Genomic DNA, 20918 nt, shown 5'->3' on the forward strand with positions numbered 1-20918 from the left:
TGAAAGCCTGACCCTCTTTTCACTACTGCCGAACCATCATGTCGCTCTTCTCCGCTGTCCAGCTTGCTCCCCGCGACCCGATCCTGGGCCTGAACGAAGCCTTCAACGCCGATACCCGTACGACCAAGGTCAACCTCGGCGTCGGCGTGTACACGAACGAGGAAGGCAAGATTCCGCTGCTGCGCGCGGTCCGTGAAGCAGAGAAGGCACGCGTCGACGCCGGCCTGCCGCGCGGCTACCTGCCGATCGACGGCATCGCCGCCTACGATGCCGCCGTACAGAAGCTGCTGCTCGGCAACGACTCGCCGCTGATCGCCGCGGGCCGCGTGATTACGGCTCAGGCACTGGGCGGCACGGGCGCGCTGAAGATCGGCGCCGATTTCCTGCGCACGCTGAACCCGAACGCGAAGGTCGCGATCAGCGATCCGAGCTGGGAAAACCACCGCGCGCTGTTCGAAGCGGCCGGCTTCGAAGTCGTCGCCTACCCGTACTACGACGCGCAGACCAACGGCGTGAACTTCGAAGGCATGCTGTCGGCGCTGAACGGCTACGAGCCGGGCACGATCGTCGTGCTGCACGCGTGCTGCCACAACCCGACCGGCGTGGACCTGACCGACGCGCAATGGCAGCAGGTCGTCGATGTCGTCAAGGCGCGCAACCTCGTGCCGTTCCTCGACATCGCGTATCAAGGCTTCGGCGACAGCATCGACGCCGATGCGGCAGCCGTGCGACTGTTCGCCGCAGCCGACCTGAACGCATTCGTGTCGTCGTCGTTCTCGAAGTCGTTCTCGCTGTATGGCGAGCGCGTCGGCGCGCTGTCGATCATCACGTCGAGCAAGGACGAAGGCACGCGCGTGCTGTCGCAGCTCAAGCGCGTGATCCGCACGAACTACTCGAACCCGCCGACGCACGGTGGCGCGGTGGTTGCCGCGGTGCTCGCGTCGCCGGAACTGCACGCATCGTGGGTGCAGGAACTCGGCGAAATGCGCGACCGCATCCGCGCGATGCGCAATGGTCTCGTCGAGCGCCTGAAGGCGAGCGGCGTCGACCGCGACTTCAGCTTCATCAATGCGCAGCGCGGCATGTTCTCGTACTCGGGCCTGACGTCGGCGCAAGTCGACCGCCTGCGTGACGAGTTCGGCATCTACGCGGTCGGCACGGGTCGGATCTGCGTCGCCGCGCTGAACACGCGCAACCTCGACGTCGTCGCCAACGCGGTCGCGGCCGTCCTGAAGTAATTCGCCGGCACGCAAGACGGCATCGTCCGGTGCCGTCCCGCCGACATGAAAAACGCGCTCCACGGAGCGCGTTTTCTTTTGCGGCATACCGGCGGCGATCCGCGCGGCTTACTGCATGAACCAGCCGTGGCTGACGACGACGGACTGGCCGGTCAGCGCGGCGCTCGGGAACGCCGACAGGAACAGCACCGTCTGCGCGACGTCCTGCACCGTCGTGAACACGCCGTCGACCGTGTTGCCGAGCATCACCTTCTTCACCACTTCGTCCTCGCTGATCCCGAGCTCCTTCGCCTGCTCCGGAATCTGCTTGTCGACGAGCGGCGTGCGCACGAAGCCCGGGCACACGACGTGCGAGCGCACGTTGTGCTTCGCGCCTTCCTTCGCCAGCACGCGTGCGAGACCCAGCAGCCCGTGCTTCGCGGTCACGTAGGCCGACTTCAGCGGCGATGCCTCGTGCGAGTGCACCGAGCCCATGTAGATCACGACGCCGCCGCGGTCGTCCTTGTACATGTGCTTGAGCGCCGCCTTGGTGGTCAGGAACGCGCCGTCGACGTGGATCGCCTGCATCTTCTTCCAGTCGGCGAACGCGTAGTTCTCGATCGGGTTGACGATCTGGATGCCCGCGTTCGACACGAGGATATCGACCGAGCCGAACGTTTCGGCCACCTTGTCGATGCCGCTGTTGACGGCGTCCTCGTTCGTCACGTCCATCGCGACGCCGATCGCCTTGCCGCCCGCCTGCTTGATTGCCTCGGCGACGGCGTTCGCGCCGTCCTGGTTCAGGTCGGCGATCGCCACCGCCGCGCCCGCCTTTGCCAGTTCCAGCGCGATTTCCTTGCCGATGCCGCTCGCGGCGCCCGTCACCACCGCCACCTTGCCGCTCAAATCCGCTGCCATGCACGTCTCCTTCGATCCTGGGTCAATAAAGCGCCGGTCCGCCGCGCGGGTGCGCGAGCGCCGGCGGGCAAGCCGCTATTGTGCATGATCCGCTTCCGCCATTCGCGCCCAAAGCGTCTAAGCTTAAGGTCGGTCCTGTCACGCAGGAGGCACGCATGAACTATCGACGACTCGGCCGCGCCGGGCTGCAGGTCAGCGAGCTCTCGCTCGGCTCATGGGTCACGTACGGCAACCAGGTGGACCAGCGCGCGGCGCGCGAGTGCCTCGCGGCAGCACGCGATGCCGGCGTCAATTTCTTCGACAACGCCGAGGTCTATGCGGGCGGCGCGTCCGAGGAAATCATGGGACACGCGCTCAAGTCGCTCGGCTGGCCGCGCGTCAGCTATGTCATATCGACGAAGTTCTTCTGGGGGCTCGCCGAGGCGCCGAACCAATACCACACGCTGAATCGGAAATATCTGCTGAACGCGATCGACGGGTCGCTGCAACGGCTGCAGCTCGACTACGTCGACCTCGTCTACTGTCACCGGCCGGACCCGCAGACGCCGATCGAGGAAACCGTCTGGGCGATGAGCGACATGATCGCGCGCGGCAAGGCGCTGTACTGGGGGACGTCCGAATGGAGCGCGGACGAGATCCGCGCGGCGTGCGAGATCGCCGAACGGCATCACCTGCGCAAGCCGGTCGTCGAGCAGCCGCAATACAACCTGTTCCATCGCACGCGGGTCGAGCAGGAATATGCACGCCTCTACGATGATTACGGCCTCGGCCTCACGACCTGGAGCCCGCTGGCGTCGGGCCTCCTGACCGGCAAGTATCGGCACGGGGTGCCGCCCGGCAGCCGCGCGCAAGTGCAGGGCTACGACTGGCTGCGCGAGAGGCTGACCGACCCGGTCCGAAACGATATCGTCGAAAGGCTCGGCAGGGTCGCCGCGGAACTCGGCTGCAGCGTCGGCCAGTTGGCAATCGCGTGGGTGCTGGCCAATCCGCGCGTGAGTTCGGTCATCACCGGCGCGTCGCGGATCGAGCAGATCGCCGACAACATGCGTGCGCTCGACGTCGTTGCGAAGCTGACGCCGGACGTCCTCGAGCGCATCGAGGATCTGGTCGGCACCGCGTACGACTAAGGCGATCGTCGGACACTCGCGTACAATACGCGGCCGCATCGACGCCCGCCTCGCCGGCCGCACCTAGCCGGTCGCACCTAGCCGGCCGCGTTCGATCGACAGGTTTTCATTGATTCACTTCCGTTCCAGGCAGCCCGCCATGCTCAGTTATCGTCACGGTTTTCACGCAGGCAATCACGCAGACGTGCTCAAGCACGCCGTCGTCGTCCAGCTGCTGCGCTATCTGAACAAGAAAGACAAGTCGTACTGGTATGTCGATACGCACGCGGGCGCGGGCGTGTATTCGCTCCGCGAAGGCTATGCGGCCAAGACCTCGGAATTCGACACCGGCATCGCTCGCCTGTGGAATGACAAGAACCTGCCGCCGGTGCTGGCCGAGTACCTCGACGAAGTCCGGGCATTGAACGACGACGGCGAATTGCGCTACTACCCTGGCTCGCCGTATCTCGCCTGGCGGCTGATGCGCGAACAGGACCGGATGCGGCTGTTCGAGATGCACAGCACCGAAATCGACGTGCTACGCCACAATTTTCGCGACGCCGGCCGACGCGCGATGATCTTTTCCGGCGACGGATTCGAGGGCATCAAGGCGCTGCTGCCGCCCGCGCCGCGCCGTGCGCTCGTGCTGATCGACCCGTCCTACGAGGACAAGAAGGATTACGCACGGACGCTGGCATGCGTCACGGAATGCCTGAAGCGGTTCGCGACGGGATGCTATGCGATCTGGTACCCGCAGGTCGCCCGCACGGAATCGCAGCGTTTCGCCGAGCAACTGAAACGGTTGCAACCGGACAACTGGCTGCACCTGACGCTGACAGTGTCGAATCCGCCGGCGGACGGGCTCGGGCTGTATGGCAGCGGGATGTTCATCCTGAATCCGCCTTTCACCCTCGTGGAAAACATGAGGGAAACGCTGCCCTACCTCGTCGAAACACTCGGACAAGACGGCGGCGCCCGGTGCGAAATCGAGCACCGGGGCAACTGAGCGCCGCGCCGCTCGGCTATGGCTGGCGCGGCTGAGGTTGCGGCGCCGGGAGCGGTTGACCGGCAGGCGGCGCACCCCAGCCCGGGACGTTGATGTACGGTGCGACGAACAACGGAACCGACGAATTCGGCGCCCGCTCGGCCGGCGCTCGCATTCTCGCTGGCTCGACGATCGGTTCACGCGACAGCGGCGCGGTCTGCAAAATCAGTCCGCCCTTTCCGTCCTGGATCCCGCGTTGTGTGTCGAGAATCAACGGCTGCGAGGCCGTCGCGGCAAAACCGGCCAGTGCGTGAATGAACAACGCGCCGGCCAGACCAACGCGCACAAGTGATACATCGTACCCATCAGCGATACGCAAGCGCATGATGTAGCCCTTCAGGTTGCAAAACAGGCCCATACCATAACGCCACGCGGCCGGCTTCACCAGATACATCGCACAAAAAACAAAGCCCCGTCGATACGGGGCTTGCTTTATGTTCGGCGCCACCGGCGCCTGATGGCAACTCCGATTACAGCGAGTAGCCATTCGTTTCCAGCGAGCGGATACGCTGCTCGAGCTGGACGATGTCCGACGACGTCGCCAGATAGGCCTCACGGCGCTCGCGCTCTGCGGATTCGAACCAGGTGCTCAGCTTTTCAACGATGTAGGCAATCATGATGTTCTCCAAGGAAGGGGGAACCCTGGCGAATCGGACTTCAGGGATTTCCCGTATAGGGTTATCCCGAATTATAGCGATGCCGCACCAAGATGCCAGTGAAATGGTTGCATGGAAGCCATTCCAAATTGGAATGTCGCGTCGGAAGCGCCTCGCAACCCTTTGATTTTATTGAAATCCCAACAATCCCCCTGTTCATCCCCTTGAGGCCATGCACTATTCTGGTTCGGAAACGGGGTCAGCAAGGCGCGCCAAAATCGGGCATTCCGGCCGCTCGTCGCCACTGCAGTGTGCGGCCAGGTCGGCCAGCGTATTGCGCATGTCGGTCAATTCCGCGATGCGTTCGTCGAGCTCGGCGACGTGCCCAAGCGCGATCGACTTCACCTCGGCGCTGGCACGAGATCGGTCTTGCCAGAGCGTCAGCAACTTGCGGATATCTTCGACGAGGAAGCCGAGGTGTCTGGCCTGACGAATGAAACGCAGGACATGGATTTCGTCTGCGCCGTAGATCCGATAACCGGAGTCGCTCCGTTTCGCCGGCATGAAAAGACCGACCTGCTCGTAATAGCGGATCATTTTTGTGCTGACCCCGGATGCGCGCGATGCATCGCCGATGTTCATTCCACACCCTCTCGTCGAGTACACGTTTCGATTTGCGAAGCGCCGCCCTTCGTGTTCCCGGCGGCATCTTGATCGTATCAAATCATGTGGATTCATTCCGAGCCGGGTGGCGTGGCTTGAGGCAGAGGGTTTCGCACCATTGCATACATTTCTGGCGCTGGAAATGCAAAAACCCCCGCCGGATGGGCGGGGGTTTCTGGCTAAGGGAGCCTGACGATTACCTACTTTCACACGGGAATCCGCACTATCATCGGCGTAGAGTCGTTTCACGGTCCTGTTCGGGATGGGAAGGGGTGGGACCGACTCGCTATGGTCATCAGGCAAAGAGGGTTGTCGCGCGGCTTCGCAGCGCGACCAATCTGGGAAGAAGCAGTAATCTTGGGTTGTGCGTATCAGCACATCGCGGTCATTCAACCGCTCTGTAAAACAGACTTGTTATAGGATCAAGCCTTACGGGCAATTAGTATCAGTTAGCTGAACGCATTACTGCGCTTACACACCTGACCTATCAACGTCCTGGTCTCGAACGACCCTTCAAGGGGATCTAGTCCCCAGGGATATCTCATCTTAAGGCGAGTTTCCCGCTTAGATGCTTTCAGCGGTTATCTCTTCCGAACATAGCTACCCGGCGATGCCACTGGCGTGACAACCGGTACACCAGAGGTTCGTCCACTCCGGTCCTCTCGTACTAGGAGCAGCCCCCTTCAAATATCCAACGCCCACGGCAGATAGGGACCAAACTGTCTCACGACGTTTTAAACCCAGCTCACGTACCTCTTTAAATGGCGAACAGCCATACCCTTGGGACCGGCTACAGCCCCAGGATGAGATGAGCCGACATCGAGGTGCCAAACACCGCCGTCGATATGAACTCTTGGGCGGTATCAGCCTGTTATCCCCAGAGTACCTTTTATCCGTTGAGCGATGGCCCTTCCATACAGAACCACCGGATCACTATGACCTGCTTTCGCACCTGCTCGACTTGTCGGTCTCGCAGTTAAGCACGCTTATGCCATTGCACTATCAGCACGATTTCCGACCGTACCTAGCGTACCTTCGTACTCCTCCGTTACGCTTTGGGAGGAGACCGCCCCAGTCAAACTGCCTACCATGCACTGTCCCCGACCCGGATCACGGGCCAAGGTTAGAACCTCAAACAAACCAGGGTGGTATTTCAAGGACGGCTCCACCGAAACTAGCGTTCCGGTTTCATAGCCTCCCACCTATCCTACACAGATCGGTTCAAAGTCCAATGCAAAGCTACAGTAAAGGTTCATGGGGTCTTTCCGTCTAGCCGCGGGTAGATTGCATCATCACAAACACTTCAACTTCGCTGAGTCTCGGGAGGAGACAGTGTGGCCATCGTTACGCCATTCGTGCAGGTCGGAACTTACCCGACAAGGAATTTCGCTACCTTAGGACCGTTATAGTTACGGCCGCCGTTTACCGGGACTTCAATCAAGAGCTTGCACCCCATCATTTAATCTTCCGGCACCGGGCAGGCGTCACACCCTATACGTCCACTTTCGTGTTTGCAGAGTGCTGTGTTTTTATTAAACAGTCGCAGCCACCAGTTTATTGCAACCCCTTCACCCTCCTGGCGCAGGCCAGTCAAGCTACAAGGGCGTACCTTATCCCGAAGTTACGGTACCAATTTGCCGAGTTCCTTCTCCCGAGTTCTCTCAAGCGCCTTAGAATACTCATCTCGCCCACCTGTGTCGGTTTGCGGTACGGTCATCGTTAGACTGAAGCTTAGAGGCTTTTCTTGGAACCACTTCCAATTGCTTCGCTCCCTAAGGAGCTCGCGCCACACCCTTGAATCCTGCGCCCGGATTTGCCTAAGCGCCTTCTCCAATGCAGCGACCGGGACTTCCAACACCCGGACAACCTTCCGCGATCCGTCCCCCCATCGCATCTAACAATGGTGCAGGAATATTGACCTGCTTCCCATCAGCTACGCATTTCTGCCTCGCCTTAGGGGCCGACTCACCCTACGCCGATGAACGTTGCGTAGGAAACCTTGGGCTTACGGCGAGGGGGCCTTTCACCCCCTTTATCGCTACTCATGTCAGCATTCGCACTTCCGATACCTCCAGCACCCTTTACAAGGCACCTTCGCAGGCTTACGGAACGCTCTCCTACCATGCGAGCAAAGCTCGCATCCGCAGCTTCGGTATATAGCTTAGCCCCGTTACATCTTCCGCGCAGGACGACTCGATCAGTGAGCTATTACGCTTTCTTTAAAGGGTGGCTGCTTCTAAGCCAACCTCCTGACTGTTTTAGCCTTCCCACTTCGTTTCCCACTTAGCTATATTTGGGGACCTTAGCTGGCGGTCTGGGTTGTTTCCCTCTTGACACCGGACGTTAGCACCCGATGTCTGTCTCCCGTGATTGCACTCTTCGGTATTCGGAGTTTGCTATGGCGGGGTAATCTGCAATAGACCCCCCAACCATGACAGTGCTCTACCCCCGAAGGTGAGACACGAGGCACTACCTAAATAGTTTTCGGAGAGAACCAGCTATTTCCAAGTTTGTTTAGCCTTTCACCCCTATCCACAGCTCATCCCCTAACTTTTCAACGTTAGTGGGTTCGGACCTCCAGTACGTGTTACCGCACCTTCATCCTGGCCATGGATAGATCACTTGGTTTCGGGTCTACGCCCAGCAACTGAACGCCCTATTCGGACTCGCTTTCGCTACGCCTGCCCTATACGGTTAAGCTTGCTACTGAACGTAAGTCGCTGACCCATTATACAAAAGGTACGCCGTCACCCCTTACGAGGCTCCGACTGTTTGTATGCATGCGGTTTCAGGATCTATTTCACTCCCCTCCCGGGGTTCTTTTCGCCTTTCCCTCACGGTACTGGTTCACTATCGGTCGATCACGAGTATTTAGCCTTGGAGGATGGTCCCCCCATCTTCAGACAGGATTTCACGTGTCCCGCCCTACTTGTCGTACACCTAGTTCTTTCATACTGTTTTCGCCTACAGGGCTATCACCTGCTATGGCCGCACTTTCCAGAGCGTTCGGCTAACAATACAAATAAAGAGTACAAGGCTCATCCCATTTCGCTCGCCACTACTTTGGGAATCTCGGTTGATTTCTTTTCCTGCGGTTACTTAGATGTTTCAGTTCACCGCGTTCGCTTCACTAGACCTATGTATTCAGTCTAGGATGACCCAAAAGGGCCGGGTTTCCCCATTCGGACATCTACGGATCAAAGCTCGTTTGCCAGCTCCCCGTAGCTTTTCGCAGGCTACCGCGTCCTTCATCGCCTGTGATCGCCAAGGCATCCACCACATGCACTTGTTCGCTTGACCCTATAACGAGTCTGTCTTGCGACGACTGTTACAGGTTGAGTTCTCGCGTTGTGCCGTATTCCAATTGATGTCGGTCCAGCGTTAGCGCTTTAGCGCTTACGCTGGCCCCACTCCCGAAGGGAGTAGACCCGAATCATCTTGAGATACATCGATACAATCACAACCCGGATAGTTTCCACGTCCATCTCAAAGACGCTTCCGCTATCCAAATTACTTACTTCTTCCAGATTGTTAAAGAACGACAGCCGATATGGTGTTACTCATATCACTCTGACTGGCTCAATCGCCAATGACAAAGACTCGAACAATCATCATTCGAATGTTTGTCATTGAAGATTGGTGGAGGCAGACGGGATCGAACCGACGACCCCCTGCTTGCAAAGCAGGTGCTCTCCCAGCTGAGCTATGCCCCCATGTACAGAGACTTCCCCAGGTTTCCACGTCAGACAATGGTGGGTCTGGTTGGATTCGAACCAACGACCCCCGCCTTATCAAGACGGTGCTCTAACCGACTGAGCTACAGACCCCTGAGTCTGTCTTGATTTACAGCCGATAAGCGTGAGCGCTCAACTTGTGCGAGATAGCTCTAGAAAGGAGGTGATCCAGCCGCACCTTCCGATACGGCTACCTTGTTACGACTTCACCCCAGTCATGAATCCTACCGTGGTGACCGTCCTCCTTGCGGTTAGACTAGCCACTTCTGGTAAAACCCACTCCCATGGTGTGACGGGCGGTGTGTACAAGACCCGGGAACGTATTCACCGCGGCATGCTGATCCGCGATTACTAGCGATTCCAGCTTCATGCACTCGAGTTGCAGAGTGCAATCCGGACTACGATCGGTTTTCTGGGATTAGCTCCCCCTCGCGGGTTGGCGACCCTCTGTTCCGACCATTGTATGACGTGTGAAGCCCTACCCATAAGGGCCATGAGGACTTGACGTCATCCCCACCTTCCTCCGGTTTGTCACCGGCAGTCTCCTTAGAGTGCTCTTGCGTAGCAACTAAGGACAAGGGTTGCGCTCGTTGCGGGACTTAACCCAACATCTCACGACACGAGCTGACGACAGCCATGCAGCACCTGTGCGCCGGTTCTCTTTCGAGCACTCCCGAATCTCTTCGGGATTCCGACCATGTCAAGGGTAGGTAAGGTTTTTCGCGTTGCATCGAATTAATCCACATCATCCACCGCTTGTGCGGGTCCCCGTCAATTCCTTTGAGTTTTAATCTTGCGACCGTACTCCCCAGGCGGTCAACTTCACGCGTTAGCTACGTTACTAAGGAAATGAATCCCCAACAACTAGTTGACATCGTTTAGGGCGTGGACTACCAGGGTATCTAATCCTGTTTGCTCCCCACGCTTTCGTGCATGAGCGTCAGTATTGGCCCAGGGGGCTGCCTTCGCCATCGGTATTCCTCCACATCTCTACGCATTTCACTGCTACACGTGGAATTCTACCCCCCTCTGCCATACTCTAGCCTGCCAGTCACCAATGCAGTTCCCAGGTTGAGCCCGGGGATTTCACATCGGTCTTAGCAAACCGCCTGCGCACGCTTTACGCCCAGTAATTCCGATTAACGCTCGCACCCTACGTATTACCGCGGCTGCTGGCACGTAGTTAGCCGGTGCTTATTCTTCCGGTACCGTCATCCCCCGACCATATTAGGATCAAGGATTTCTTTCCGGACAAAAGTGCTTTACAACCCGAAGGCCTTCTTCACACACGCGGCATTGCTGGATCAGGGTTTCCCCCATTGTCCAAAATTCCCCACTGCTGCCTCCCGTAGGAGTCTGGGCCGTGTCTCAGTCCCAGTGTGGCTGGTCGTCCTCTCAGACCAGCTACTGATCGTCGCCTTGGTAGGCCTTTACCCCACCAACTAGCTAATCAGCCATCGGCCAACCCTATAGCGCGAGGCCCGAAGGTCCCCCGCTTTCATCCGTAGATCGTATGCGGTATTAATCCGGCTTTCGCCGGGCTATCCCCCACTACAGGACATGTTCCGATGTATTACTCACCCGTTCGCCACTCGCCACCAGGTGCAAGCACCCGTGCTGCCGTTCGACTTGCATGTGTAAGGCATGCCGCCAGCGTTCAATCTGAGCCAGGATCAAACTCTTCAGTTCAAACCTGTTACTGTTTTCGGTTCCGTAGAACCGGTCGCTCACTCAAAGCTGACAGGAATATGAATTGCTTCATAAACCTGACTTACTTTAGTGTGAGACTCTTGATACTTTTGCTAATCCGATCCAAGGATCGGCTCGCTGTCATCAAGCGCCCACACTTATCGGCTGTTAATTTTTAAAGAGCGTTTCTGCGAGAAGTACCGCTTTCTCAGCAGCGCTGCGTTGTCAGCAGCAGAGAAACGAGATTATGAACTCTGTTTCGCAGTTCGTCAACAATTTTTTTACTACATCGTTGCGACTGCGGGGTTCATCTTCCTCGGCGACCCCGGCGCCTGAATCCAGACACCCGAACCGCTTCGCTTCCCCTCTTCCGCGCCGCGTTGCCGTTAGCGCGAAAGAGGCGTGATTCTAGGCACGTCCTACGTTCTGCGCAAGGGGTTTGAAGCACTTTTTTACATAGTCCCTGATACAGGCACACTCGATGCCGCAGTGCGAGACCGCTTACTGTGCGCAGAACGGAATAGAATATGGAGTTCTTCGCCCCTTTCTATACGAATTTAATATGCGCCAGCGAATCGCCAAACGTCTTCCTCCCGATGCCGACAAACTGGTCGGCCTGTCGCTTGCGCTCTTCGCCTCCGGCAGCCGCATCGAGGACCGCTTCTGGGAAGCGAAGCTCGACGCGCTGCTCGCCAAGATCGTTCGCAACGGCAACCAGACCACGCTCGATGCGGCCCTCGACCATCTCCAGCAAAACCATCCGGACGCATACGGCGCGCTTGCCGACATGGCCGAGACGCACAGCGAGTCGATGGTGATCGAACACGACGGCCAACCGCACGATGCGCTGCTGATCGCGGTGCCCGTGCTGGCGTGGACGCGCTACATGATCCCGTCGGGTCCGCTGAAGACGGACACCGCCGACGCCCTGCGCACGCATCTGCAGGCGCACGTGCTCGCAAACGGCACGCTCGTCGGGCTTGCCCCGTTCCTCTACAGCATCGACCAGTTGCCGCGGCATCACGTCGAAACCTACCGCCTCGCCCAGCAACTCGCGCACACCGCGCTCGGCCAGCACGCCGCCAAGCTCAACTTCGGCGACCTGCCCGAGACTTCGCCGATCCTGGCCGATCCACGCTTCCTGCTTGCCGTCGTGGCCGCCCCGGCGGGCGCCCCGCTGTTCCGCTGGCAAGAGGAAGAGCACGGCTCCCGGATCGAACGCAGCCAGTGCCTCGAGCAATGGACTGCGCAAGGCGGCCCGAACCTCGCAATCGCACTGCCCGGGTGCGAATTCGAATGCCTGCTTCCGGACGCGTACTATTCGGCCTGTCGCGACGCCGACGAAAGGATTCGCCCGCACACGGTGCGAACCGCGATTCGTTATCTTTTCGACACACTTGGTGCAGCGCCGCAGGAACTGCGCGCGGTGGTCGCCGGCTTCGGCGAACGTCGTATCGACGAATATCGGATCGGCTTCACGCGCCGCGGCAACAACGACGTGATCTACGGCGTCGTCTGGCCACTCTACGGCCGTGAGAACGGGGACGTGGCGACCGATAACGGCACGATCGAAGGCGACCTGCCGATCGACGGGCCGCTCGAAGAAATCGTCAGCCTGCTGAAGGAATGCGGCGTGACCGACGTTCGCCGGCACGCGGGCCGCTTCGAACCGGAATACTGCGACGACTGCGGCGTACCACTGTACGCAGATCCGCTCGGGGAAATCGTCCACGCAGAGATGCCGGAAGACGCGTCGCCCGCGCAGCCGCACTTCCACTGAACCTCCGCTCCTTCCGAACGGCCGGCTCGTCGAAAGCCGCTCCTGGTTGCCACCGGAGCGGCTTTTTTCTTGTCCTAAAAAATTTCTGACTTTTCCTAAGCCATTCGGCCAAGCAGACATCATGTAATGTGTTTGTCATGATCGAGATCAAGGCATGACGCCAACAGCTCGACGGGACTTACAACCTTATGGAGGTCAGACTATGCGTTTCCTGGTTCTCAATTCAGACGCGGAGCGGCGTGACGGACTGAAAGCCCTGTTGCGGCAGATCGACCGCCACGCTGGATACAACGATGCGCCTGACGGCTTCCAGGCACGCCGGTTGTTGCGCAACGAGCGCTTCGACCTGGTCGCAATCGACTGGCAGGACGTCGGTCGGCACAGCGAACTTCAGGCGCTCTGCAACGCCTGTTCGCCTTCGCCTGCCGCAGTCCTGATCGACGACGCCACGCCGGAAACCGTCCGGGGTCTCTTCAACTGCGGCGTCTCCGGCGTGATCCCTCGCTCGACACGGCCGCACCTGATCGTCCGCGCATTCGAAATGGTGCTGCTCGGCGGCCACTACATCCCGCCGATCGCCCTCAACCTCCTGCCTTCGCTGCTTGTGACCCGTCACGAATCGCACGTCCAGGAGCTCGCCGGAACGATTCCCCGCCGTTCGGCCACCCGCCTGCTGTCGCCGCGGCAAGCGCAGATCATGCGTTTCGTCCACATGGGCAACACCAACAAGATGATCGCGCGCACGCTCGGCATCAGCGAAGGCACCGTGAAGATCCACCTTGCGAGCATTTTCCAGCAACTCGGCGCGACCAACCGCGCCGCCGCGGTCGCAATCTACAACGGCTGGCTGTCCCCGCACCTCGAAGTCCTGTTGTCGAGTCGCGACGGCGCGCGCAGGCCGGCGCTGGGCGAACGCGGGCCTGTGTCGCTGCGCGCCGTGCGTGACAATCACAAGTACCCGTCGCCAGCTGCGAACGACGGCGTGCAGAAGACGCTCCACGCCGCCGAGCCGTCTGCCCGCTTCCGCCGCGATCGCTAGCCGGACAGTGTCGCGATCGCGACGGTCGACATGCGAGCAGATTCCCATGTTTGATGTTCAACGAGTAATATGGACGCATGGGTTTTCTCTTCACACCGCTTCCGCTTTGGGTTGGCGTCGGTGGCTGGATCGCCGCCGCGGCTCTGCTCGCGCTGGCGATCTGGAAGCGCCCGTTCGTCCGTGTCCAGGACGCGACGCTTCAGCACGTGTGGCTCTCGCTCATCACGGCGATCACGGTGCTGTGGGCGTCGAACGCCTGGCTCGAAGACGGACTCGTCATGCACCTGCTCGGCGCGACCCTACTCGTCACATTATTCGACTGGACGCTCGCGCTGATCGCGATGGGCGTCGTAACGGTGGTCGCCGCGATCATCTTCGACGCGCCGTGGCACGGGATCGGCCTGACCTACCTGATCTACGGCGCATGGCCCGTCGCGGTATCGTCGTTGCTGCAGCGCGCGGCGCTCGCGTGGCTGCCGCACAATCTGTCGTCGTTCATTACCGGCCAGGGGTTTCTGTCGCCCGCCATCACGATCGTCGCGGTCGCCGCTGCCGCGGTCGGGGTGCAGCTTGCTCTCGCGGACGGCACCGCCATCGTCATTCCGTCCGGTTATCTGTGGAACACGGCCTTGCTCGCGCTCGGCGAAGCATGGTTCACCGGCATGGCGACAGCCCTCATCGCCGTCTACCGCCCTGCCTGGGTCACGACTTTCGACGTCCGGCGCTATCGTCTCGGCGGCCCGCGAGCGTGAGCGCTTGCCGACGGCAACAAATCATGCGGGTTCTTGCGTCATCGCACTGCTTTGTCGACGCGGGAGAGTGCCACGTCTACTGTCGCGCGACTTTTTTACGCTAAGATTGAACTCCGGCTCTTCATCGGGCCTCTATACGTGCCCGATGTCTTATTTGCTCCTCACCAATAACCAGATGGACAGCTCACCCGCCCCGCTCCGAATTCTCAGAGCGTTCGGCAAGCTGGCAGCCTGTGTCGCGGGTTTGTCGCTTGCACTTCCGGCGCCGGTCTTCGCCGACCTCCTCGACCAGCGTTCCGAACTGATCAACAAGTTCGTCAATGAGATGCACGCCGATCCGCTCGTCGCGGACTGCGCCGCTCACGGCAGCTTCATCGCCAGCACGTCGTCGGCCTTCGATCGCGTCGACTTCCCGCCAAGCGCGTTCGACGGCGGCAACGCGACGATCACGCCGTGGAACGACGCATTCGACCAGGGCAAGCAGCGCGTCAAGGTCGACAACATCGTCACCGTCGACGGACTCGGCATTCGCAACGACGGCGGCGACTCGACGCCGCTGAAATTCCGTTGCGGCTATGTCGGCCAGCAGATGCTCGCGTTCAGCTGGAACGATCCGGTCCCGCCGCTCAAGCCGCGTGCCGAACGGCCGGCGCCGTCGAAGAAGAGCTTCAAGGGCAAGTCGGCGAAGGGCAAGACCAAGGCGAAAGCCTCGGGCCGCACCGCCAAGAAGGCTTCGGCAACGAAGCGATCCGCGCCCCAGAAGAAAACCGTGAAGAAGAAACCGGCGGCGAAGAAGTCCTGACACGGCGGGACGACAACGGCAAACGAAAAAAAGCCGGGGCATCCGACGATGCCCCGGCTTTCTTCTTGCCCCGCCGAAATCGCGCTTACGCGAACGTCTCGACGTGTCGCAGGATCGCGGCCAGCATTGCCGCGCCGAGCGCCGCACTGCGTTCGCCGTTCCAGCCAACGCGCTCGTCGGGCAGGTTCGCATTGTCCTTGAACGGCATCTCGAGCGTCAGCGACAGGCATCCGAATTGATGCCCGATGTACTTCGACGCGAGCTTGAGCGCATCCTCCTTGTACTTGCTTGCCGCGTAGCCGTGTTCGTCCTGGAAATCCGGGCTCGCGACCTTGAACGCGTCGATGAACGCCGCCTGCTCGACGCCCTGCTGCTCGGTGAAGCTCGGCAGCATTTCCGAGCCGGCGACGAACACGTACGGCAGATCCTCGTCGCCGTGGATGTCGAAGAACAGATCGCAGCCGGTCGCGTGAATCGCTTCGCGCACGACCAGCACCTCAGGACTGCGCGCGGCATCCGGCTCCATCCATTCGCGATTCAGGTTCGCGCCGGCGGCATTGGTCCGCAGGTTGCCGCGCACGCTGCCGTCGGGATTCATGTTCGGCACGATGTAGAACGTCGCACGATCGTAAAGCTTGCGCGCGACCGGATCGCCCGCCCAGTCGCCCCAACCGGCGAGACGCTTGACGAGCCCTTCGACGAACCACTCGGCCATCGTCTCGCCCGGATGCTGGCGCGCGATGATCCATACCTTCTTCTTCGGCGCGCCGTCCGTGTCCGGCGCGCCGAGCGTCAGCAGCGACATCGGCCGCCCTTCGATGGTCCGGCCGAGCTCGGTCACGCTCGCCTGCGGCAATTGCTGGACCGCGCCGAGAAACGCCGCATGACGCTCTTCCGAGTACGGCTCGAAATACGCGTAATAGATGCTGTCGAACTCGGGCGTGTGGTCGATCGTCATCGTCTTGCCGTCGAACGTCGTCGGCACGCGGAACCAGTCGACCCGGTCGTAGCTCGCGACCGCACTGTAGTTGCGCCAGCCCGACGGATACGCGCATTCGGCCGCGTTCTCGAACGTCATCACGCACCGCTCGCCGCGTGCGCCCGTCACGCGGTAGTAGAACCACTGCGCGAATTCCGCCTGGTTGTCGCCGCGCACGCGCAGACGGATCGCGTCCGGCTGCTCGCACGACACGACGTCGATTGCGCCGGCGTCGAAATTACTGGTGATCGAAAGGGTCATCGTCTCTCCTGTCCCATGCAAAGCTGCTCCGGCGGTCTCGTGAACCGCCCGCAGGTCACTCGCCGACTCGCCGGCGATATACGTAGGTCGAATCGTTCGACGCGGCTTCGTCGAACGCATAGCCTTCTACCGCGAACTCCGTCAGCGCCTGCGGTTCGGCGATCCGGTTCTCGACGATATAGCGGGCCATCAGGCCGCGCGCGCGCTTCGCGTGGAAGCTGATGATCTTGTAGCGGCCGCCCTTCCAGTCCTCGAACACCGGCGTGACGACCGGCGCAGCCAGCAGCTTCGGCTTGACCGATTTGAAATATTCGGTCGACGCGCAGTTGATCAGCACCCGCGACGCGCCGCTGCGCGTTTCCAGCTGCGCGTTCAACGCGCGGGTGATCCGGTCGCCCCAGAACGCATAGAGATCCTTGCCGCGCCCGTTCGCGAAACGCGTGCCCATCTCGAGCCGGTACGGCTGCAGCAGGTCGAGCGGGCGCAGCAACCCGTACAGGCCCGACAGCACGCGCACGTGCTGCTGCGCGTAATCGAGGTCCGCCGCCGACAGCGACTTCGCGTCGAAGCCTTCGTACACGTCCCCATTGAACGCGAGCACCGCCTGCTTCGCATTCGCGGGCGAGAAGGTCGGCGACCAGTCCGCGTAGCGCTGGAAATTCAGGCGTGCGAGCGGATCGGAGATGTCCATCAGCGTCGCGATGTCCTGCGGCGACAGCTTGCGCAGCCCGTCGATCAGCTCCGACGCGTCGTCGACGAACGCAGGCTCGGTGTAGGTCGCGACATGGGCGGGGGTGTCGTAGTCGAGGGATTTCGCGGGGGAGAGAACGATTATCATAGAGGCTCGCTGGCACGCCGTGCCGTGCGGTCAGACGAAAACCACCGATTGTAACGAATGCCCAGCTCTCCCGCCCCGCGCGCCGCATGTCGCGTCGTGCTCGATTCGAACGTCTGGATCGACATTCTCGTCTTCGACGATCCCGCCACGCGCCCGATCCGGGCCGCACTGGAGCGCGGCGCGCTCGTCGCGCTGATCGACGGCCGCTGCCTGACCGAGCTCGAGCATGTGCTCGACTATCCGCAGTTCCAGGCGCGCGCGGTCGACAAGGCGGCCGCGCTCACGACCGTCGCCCGCCTCGCGCAAAGGGTCGAACCGCCGCCGGTCGCCGCCGACGCGCCGCCGCTGCCGAAATGCAAGGATCGCGACGATCAGAAGTTTCTCGAACTGGCGCGCGCCGTGCAGGCCGAGTGGCTCGTGTCGAAGGACCGGGCGCTGCTCAAGCTTGCGAAGCGCACCGCGCGCGACTTCGGCTTCCGGATCGCGCAGCCCGCGCCGTTTACCGACGCGTGGCCGCTCGACGCCGTCGCGGCCGATGCGGCCACGCCGGCCTGAGCCGCAGGCGCCCTTCACTTCCGACAGCCACCGATGAACGCTCCTTCCGACATGCCAACGACTCCCGTTTTCCCCTCGCGTCTGCCGAACGTCGGCACGACGATCTTCACGGTCATGAGCGCGCTTGCCGCCGAGAAAGGCGCCGTCAACCTCGGCCAGGGCTTCCCGGACTTCGATTGCGACCCGCGGATCGTCGAGGCAGTCGCCGCCGCGATGCGCGACGGCCACAACCAGTATCCGCCGATGGCAGGCGTCGCGCCGCTGCGCGAAGCGATCGCCGACAAGATCGCGCAGGTGTACGGCCGCCGCTACGATCCGGCGACCGAGATCACGGTGACGGCCGGCGCGACGCAAGCGCTGCTCACCGCGATCCTGTGCGCGGTGCACCCGGGCGACGAAGTGATCGTCGTCGAGCCGACCTACGACAGCTACCTGCCGTCGATCGAGCTCGCGGGCGGCAAGCCGGTGTTCGTCACGCTGGAGGCACCCGACTACGCGATCCCGTTCGACCGCCTCGCAGCCGCGATCACGCCGAAGACGCGGATGATCCTGATCAACACACCGCACAACCCGACCGGCACCGTGTGGCGTGAAGCGGACATGCGCAAGCTCGAGGAGATCGTGCGCGGCACCAACCTGCTGATCCTGTCGGACGAGGTGTACGAGCACATGGTGTACGACGGCGCGCGCCACGAGAGCGTCGCGCGCTATCCGGAACTGGCCGCACGCAGCTTCATCGTGTCCAGCTTCGGCAAGACCTATCACGTGACGGGCTGGAAGGTCGGCTACGTCGCCGCGCCCGCCGCGCTCAGCGCGGAGTTCCGCAAGGTCCACCAGTTCAACGTGTTCACGGTGAATACGCCGATGCAGTTCGGGCTCGCCGACTACCTGCGCGACCCGGCGCCGTACCTGACGCTCGCCGACTTCTACCAGAAGAAGCGCGATTTCTTTCGCGCCGGGCTCGAACGTACGCGCTTCAAGCTGCTGCCGTGCTCGGGCACGTATTTTCAGTGCGTCGACTATTCGGCGATCAGCGACCTGCCCGAAGCGGAATTCTCGAAGTGGCTCACGACGGAAATCGGCGTCGCGGCGATCCCGGTGTCGGCGTTCTATCACGCGCCGCATGAATCGGGCGTCGTGCGCTTCTGCTTCGCGAAGCAGGAGCGCACGCTCGCCAGCGCGCTCGAACGGCTCGCGAAGCTGTAAGCGGGCCCGAGCATGCGCGGCGCGCCGGGATGCGCGCCGCCGCACGCCTCCCGTCGCGCGGCATGCGTCGAGCGAACGCGACGCTCACGGACGTTTGCCGTTCGCCGCCGCCAGATATGCCTTGCGATCTTCGGCGACGCGTTGCGCAGCCGGGCGCTCGCCGACCTTCTGCGCGTGCGCCTTCCAGTCGATGCCCGCTTCGAGCAGGAAATCGCGGCCGTAGACCGCCTTCGTCGCCATGCCGATGACCGGCAAGTGGATCGACGCAGCGATGTCCGCGAGACCAAACGAATCGCCGAGCACGTAGGGCGAGAAGCGCGTCATCTTCTTGAACGCGTCGATCGCGCGCGGCAGGCGCTTCTCGACGTGCGCCTTCATCCCGTCGCTGACCTTCCCGCCGAAAAACGCTTCGGTATAGACCTCGCGCGCGGTCCATTCGAGATACAGCTCAAGCGTCTCGACGAGCTCACGCACCTTCGCGGCCTCAAACGGGTCGGACGGAAAAATCGGCTTGTCCGGATAGCGCGCCGCCAGATATTCGATGATCACCTGCGACTCGAACAGCGCGCCCCGTTCGGTCTTCAGAAACGGAATCTTGCCGAGCGGCGTATCGGCGAGCACGGCCGGATCGCTGATCGGCAAGCCGCACGGCGATTCCTCGAACGGAATGCCGTACTCGAGCAGGACGAACTTCACCTTGTTGTAGTAGTTGGACAACGGAATACCGCACAGCTGTAGCATCGGAGTCTCCTTCCTCGCTGGGACGTTGCCGGGCCGATGCCCGGCGTATCGGGATACGTCGCGCTGAAAAGCACGTTCGTGCTAGTCTAAAGCTTATCAATTCTGTCACGACTTCGTTCCCTCCGCAGCCGCGACATCGTCGTCTGTCCGTGCAGCGAATGCGGCATCGCAGCCGCGCCATTCGATGGAGACACACTCGCATGAGTGCTGAACTGCTGGCGTCACGCCCGTCCGAAAGCGAATCGACGCTCGTCCTCACGCTATCCAATCCCGGCGCGCGCAACGCGCTGCATCCTGACATGTATGCGGCTGGCATCGAAGCGCTCGCCACCGCCGAGCGCGATCCCGCGATTCGCGCGGTCGTGCTCACCGGCGCCGACCGCTTCTTCTGCGCGGGCGGCAACCTGAACCGGCTGCTCGACAACCGCTCGAAGGATCCGTCCCACCAGGCCGACAGCATCGACCTGCTCGGTGCGTGGATCGCCGCGATCCGCGCGGCGACGAAGCCGGTCATCGCGGCGGTCGAAGGCGCCGCGGCCGGCGCCGGCTTCTCGCTCGCGCTCGCCTGCGACCTGATCGTCACCGCGCACGATGCGAAGTTCGTGATGTCGTACGCGCGCGTCGGCCTGACGCCGGACGGCGGCGGCTCGTGGTTCCTCGCCCGTGCACTGCCGCGCGCGCTCGCGGCCGAGATCCTGTTCGAAGGCAAGCCCGTCGCGGCCGAGCGCCTGCATGCGCTCGGCGTCGTCAATCGACTCGCCGCGCCCGGCGCCGCACTCGCCGACGCGCTCGCCTGGGCGGACGCACTCGCAGGCATCTCGCCGAACGCGCTGACGCGCATCAAGTCGCTGCTCGACGACGCGACCGCGCAACCGCTCGATGCGCACCTCGTCACCGAACGCGACCATTTCGTCGCGTCGCTGTATCACGCGGATGCGCTCGAAGGCATCACCGCATTTCTCGACAAACGCCCGGCCCGCTACAAGCGCTAACGCCA

17 protein-coding genes, 2 tRNA genes and 3 rRNA genes are annotated in these 20918 nt (G+C 61.6%); 10 read left to right on the forward strand and 12 right to left on the reverse strand.

Annotated features, from left to right (window positions below; translation table 11 throughout):
* The first annotated feature begins 38 nt into the window (after nucleotides 1-38).
* Nucleotides 39-1238, forward strand: coding sequence for an amino acid aminotransferase (locus B7P44_RS12280; RefSeq protein ID WP_084904417.1), 1200 nt, complete (start codon nucleotides 39-41; stop codon nucleotides 1236-1238).
* A gap of 108 nt (nucleotides 1239-1346) precedes the next feature.
* On the opposite strand, the gene B7P44_RS12285 is transcribed toward B7P44_RS12280, so the two are convergent.
* Entirely contained in the window at nucleotides 1347-2135 is a 789-nt protein-coding gene (locus B7P44_RS12285) for a 3-hydroxybutyrate dehydrogenase (RefSeq protein ID WP_084904418.1), read from the reverse strand.
* 155 nt (nucleotides 2136-2290) lie between these two features.
* Between B7P44_RS12285 and B7P44_RS12290 the strand changes: the two genes are divergently transcribed.
* Both B7P44_RS12290 and B7P44_RS12295 read left to right on the forward strand, forming a co-directional pair.
* The gene (locus B7P44_RS12290; RefSeq protein WP_084904421.1) at nucleotides 2291-3262 is read left to right on the forward strand and encodes a potassium channel beta subunit family protein; all 972 of its coding nucleotides are present in this window, start codon (nucleotides 2291-2293) and stop codon (nucleotides 3260-3262) included.
* A gap of 139 nt (nucleotides 3263-3401) precedes the next feature.
* Nucleotides 3402-4247: a 23S rRNA (adenine(2030)-N(6))-methyltransferase RlmJ gene (locus B7P44_RS12295; RefSeq protein WP_084904424.1), complete on the forward strand. Its 846-nt coding sequence runs from the start codon at nucleotides 3402-3404 to the stop codon at nucleotides 4245-4247.
* Nucleotides 4248-4263: 16 nt separating this feature from the next.
* On the opposite strand, the gene B7P44_RS12300 is transcribed toward B7P44_RS12295, so the two are convergent.
* From B7P44_RS12300 to B7P44_RS12335, 8 genes are all read right to left on the reverse strand, one after another.
* Nucleotides 4264-4644 (reverse strand): hypothetical protein, encoded by a 381-nt coding sequence (locus B7P44_RS12300; protein WP_088511482.1) that lies wholly within the window; start codon nucleotides 4642-4644, stop codon nucleotides 4264-4266.
* A gap of 112 nt (nucleotides 4645-4756) precedes the next feature.
* On the reverse strand, nucleotides 4757-4903 hold the full coding sequence (locus B7P44_RS12305; RefSeq protein ID WP_081538663.1) for a DUF3563 family protein: 147 nt from the start codon (nucleotides 4901-4903) through the stop codon (nucleotides 4757-4759).
* Nucleotides 4904-5119: 216 nt separating this feature from the next.
* The gene (gene cueR / locus B7P44_RS12310) at nucleotides 5120-5524 is read right to left on the reverse strand and encodes a Cu(I)-responsive transcriptional regulator (protein ID WP_084904427.1); all 405 of its coding nucleotides are present in this window, start codon (nucleotides 5522-5524) and stop codon (nucleotides 5120-5122) included.
* Between the two features lie 208 nt (nucleotides 5525-5732).
* A 5S ribosomal RNA gene (rrf, locus tag B7P44_RS12315) occupies nucleotides 5733-5845 on the reverse strand.
* Nucleotides 5846-5963: 118 nt separating this feature from the next.
* Nucleotides 5964-8845, reverse strand: a 23S ribosomal RNA gene (locus B7P44_RS12320).
* Nucleotides 8846-9182: 337 nt separating this feature from the next.
* Nucleotides 9183-9258, reverse strand: a tRNA-Ala gene (locus B7P44_RS12325).
* A gap of 37 nt (nucleotides 9259-9295) precedes the next feature.
* A tRNA-Ile gene (locus B7P44_RS12330) sits at nucleotides 9296-9372 on the reverse strand.
* Nucleotides 9373-9435: 63 nt separating this feature from the next.
* Nucleotides 9436-10968: ribosomal RNA gene (locus B7P44_RS12335) — 16S ribosomal RNA — on the reverse strand.
* Together the 16S, 23S and 5S rRNA genes with 2 tRNA genes alongside form the textbook arrangement of a ribosomal RNA operon.
* Nucleotides 10969-11530: 562 nt before the next feature.
* Between B7P44_RS12335 and B7P44_RS12345 the strand changes: the two genes are divergently transcribed.
* From B7P44_RS12345 to B7P44_RS12360, 4 genes are all read left to right on the forward strand, one after another.
* A complete protein-coding gene (locus B7P44_RS12345; protein WP_084904430.1) occupies nucleotides 11531-12748 on the forward strand; it encodes a DUF2863 family protein in 1218 nt (405 codons plus the stop codon).
* A 202-nt stretch (nucleotides 12749-12950) separates the two neighbouring features.
* Complete coding sequence (locus B7P44_RS12350) at nucleotides 12951-13787, forward strand: response regulator transcription factor (protein ID WP_084904433.1); 837 nt, start codon at nucleotides 12951-12953, stop codon at nucleotides 13785-13787.
* A 77-nt stretch (nucleotides 13788-13864) separates the two neighbouring features.
* Nucleotides 13865-14539: an energy-coupling factor ABC transporter permease gene (locus B7P44_RS12355; protein ID WP_084904436.1), complete on the forward strand. Its 675-nt coding sequence runs from the start codon at nucleotides 13865-13867 to the stop codon at nucleotides 14537-14539.
* A 145-nt stretch (nucleotides 14540-14684) separates the two neighbouring features.
* Nucleotides 14685-15341 carry a BspC domain-containing protein gene (locus B7P44_RS12360; protein ID WP_084904438.1) on the forward strand — a complete coding sequence of 219 codons (657 nt, stop codon included), beginning with the start codon at nucleotides 14685-14687 and terminating at the stop codon, nucleotides 15339-15341.
* A gap of 85 nt (nucleotides 15342-15426) precedes the next feature.
* Here B7P44_RS12360 and B7P44_RS12365 read toward each other — a convergent pair whose 3' ends face one another.
* Together B7P44_RS12365 and yaaA are read right to left on the reverse strand one after the other, a co-directional pair.
* Nucleotides 15427-16581 (reverse strand): M14 family metallopeptidase, encoded by a 1155-nt coding sequence (locus B7P44_RS12365; protein WP_084904441.1) that lies wholly within the window; start codon nucleotides 16579-16581, stop codon nucleotides 15427-15429.
* A gap of 55 nt (nucleotides 16582-16636) precedes the next feature.
* Nucleotides 16637-17419, reverse strand: coding sequence for a peroxide stress protein YaaA (yaaA, locus tag B7P44_RS12370; protein WP_084904444.1), 783 nt, complete (start codon nucleotides 17417-17419; stop codon nucleotides 16637-16639).
* 57 nt (nucleotides 17420-17476) lie between these two features.
* Here yaaA and B7P44_RS12375 point away from each other — a divergent pair, with 57 nt between their 5' ends.
* Entirely contained in the window at nucleotides 17477-17974 is a 498-nt protein-coding gene (locus tag B7P44_RS12375; protein ID WP_084904448.1) for a putative toxin-antitoxin system toxin component, PIN family, read from the forward strand.
* A 33-nt stretch (nucleotides 17975-18007) separates the two neighbouring features.
* Nucleotides 18008-19180: a pyridoxal phosphate-dependent aminotransferase gene (locus tag B7P44_RS12380; RefSeq protein WP_084904451.1), complete on the forward strand. Its 1173-nt coding sequence runs from the start codon at nucleotides 18008-18010 to the stop codon at nucleotides 19178-19180.
* An 84-nt stretch (nucleotides 19181-19264) separates the two neighbouring features.
* Here B7P44_RS12380 and B7P44_RS12385 read toward each other — a convergent pair whose 3' ends face one another.
* On the reverse strand, nucleotides 19265-19921 hold the full coding sequence (locus B7P44_RS12385; protein ID WP_084904455.1) for a glutathione S-transferase family protein: 657 nt from the start codon (nucleotides 19919-19921) through the stop codon (nucleotides 19265-19267).
* Nucleotides 19922-20121: 200 nt separating this feature from the next.
* Here B7P44_RS12385 and B7P44_RS12390 point away from each other — a divergent pair, with 200 nt between their 5' ends.
* On the forward strand, nucleotides 20122-20913 hold the full coding sequence (locus tag B7P44_RS12390; protein ID WP_084904459.1) for an oxepin-CoA hydrolase, alternative type: 792 nt from the start codon (nucleotides 20122-20124) through the stop codon (nucleotides 20911-20913).
* Nucleotides 20914-20918 lie beyond the last annotated feature (5 nt).

It is taken from the genome of Burkholderia ubonensis subsp. mesacidophila, assembly GCF_002097715.1.
Lineage (GTDB): Bacteria > Pseudomonadota > Gammaproteobacteria > Burkholderiales > Burkholderiaceae > Burkholderia > Burkholderia mesacidophila.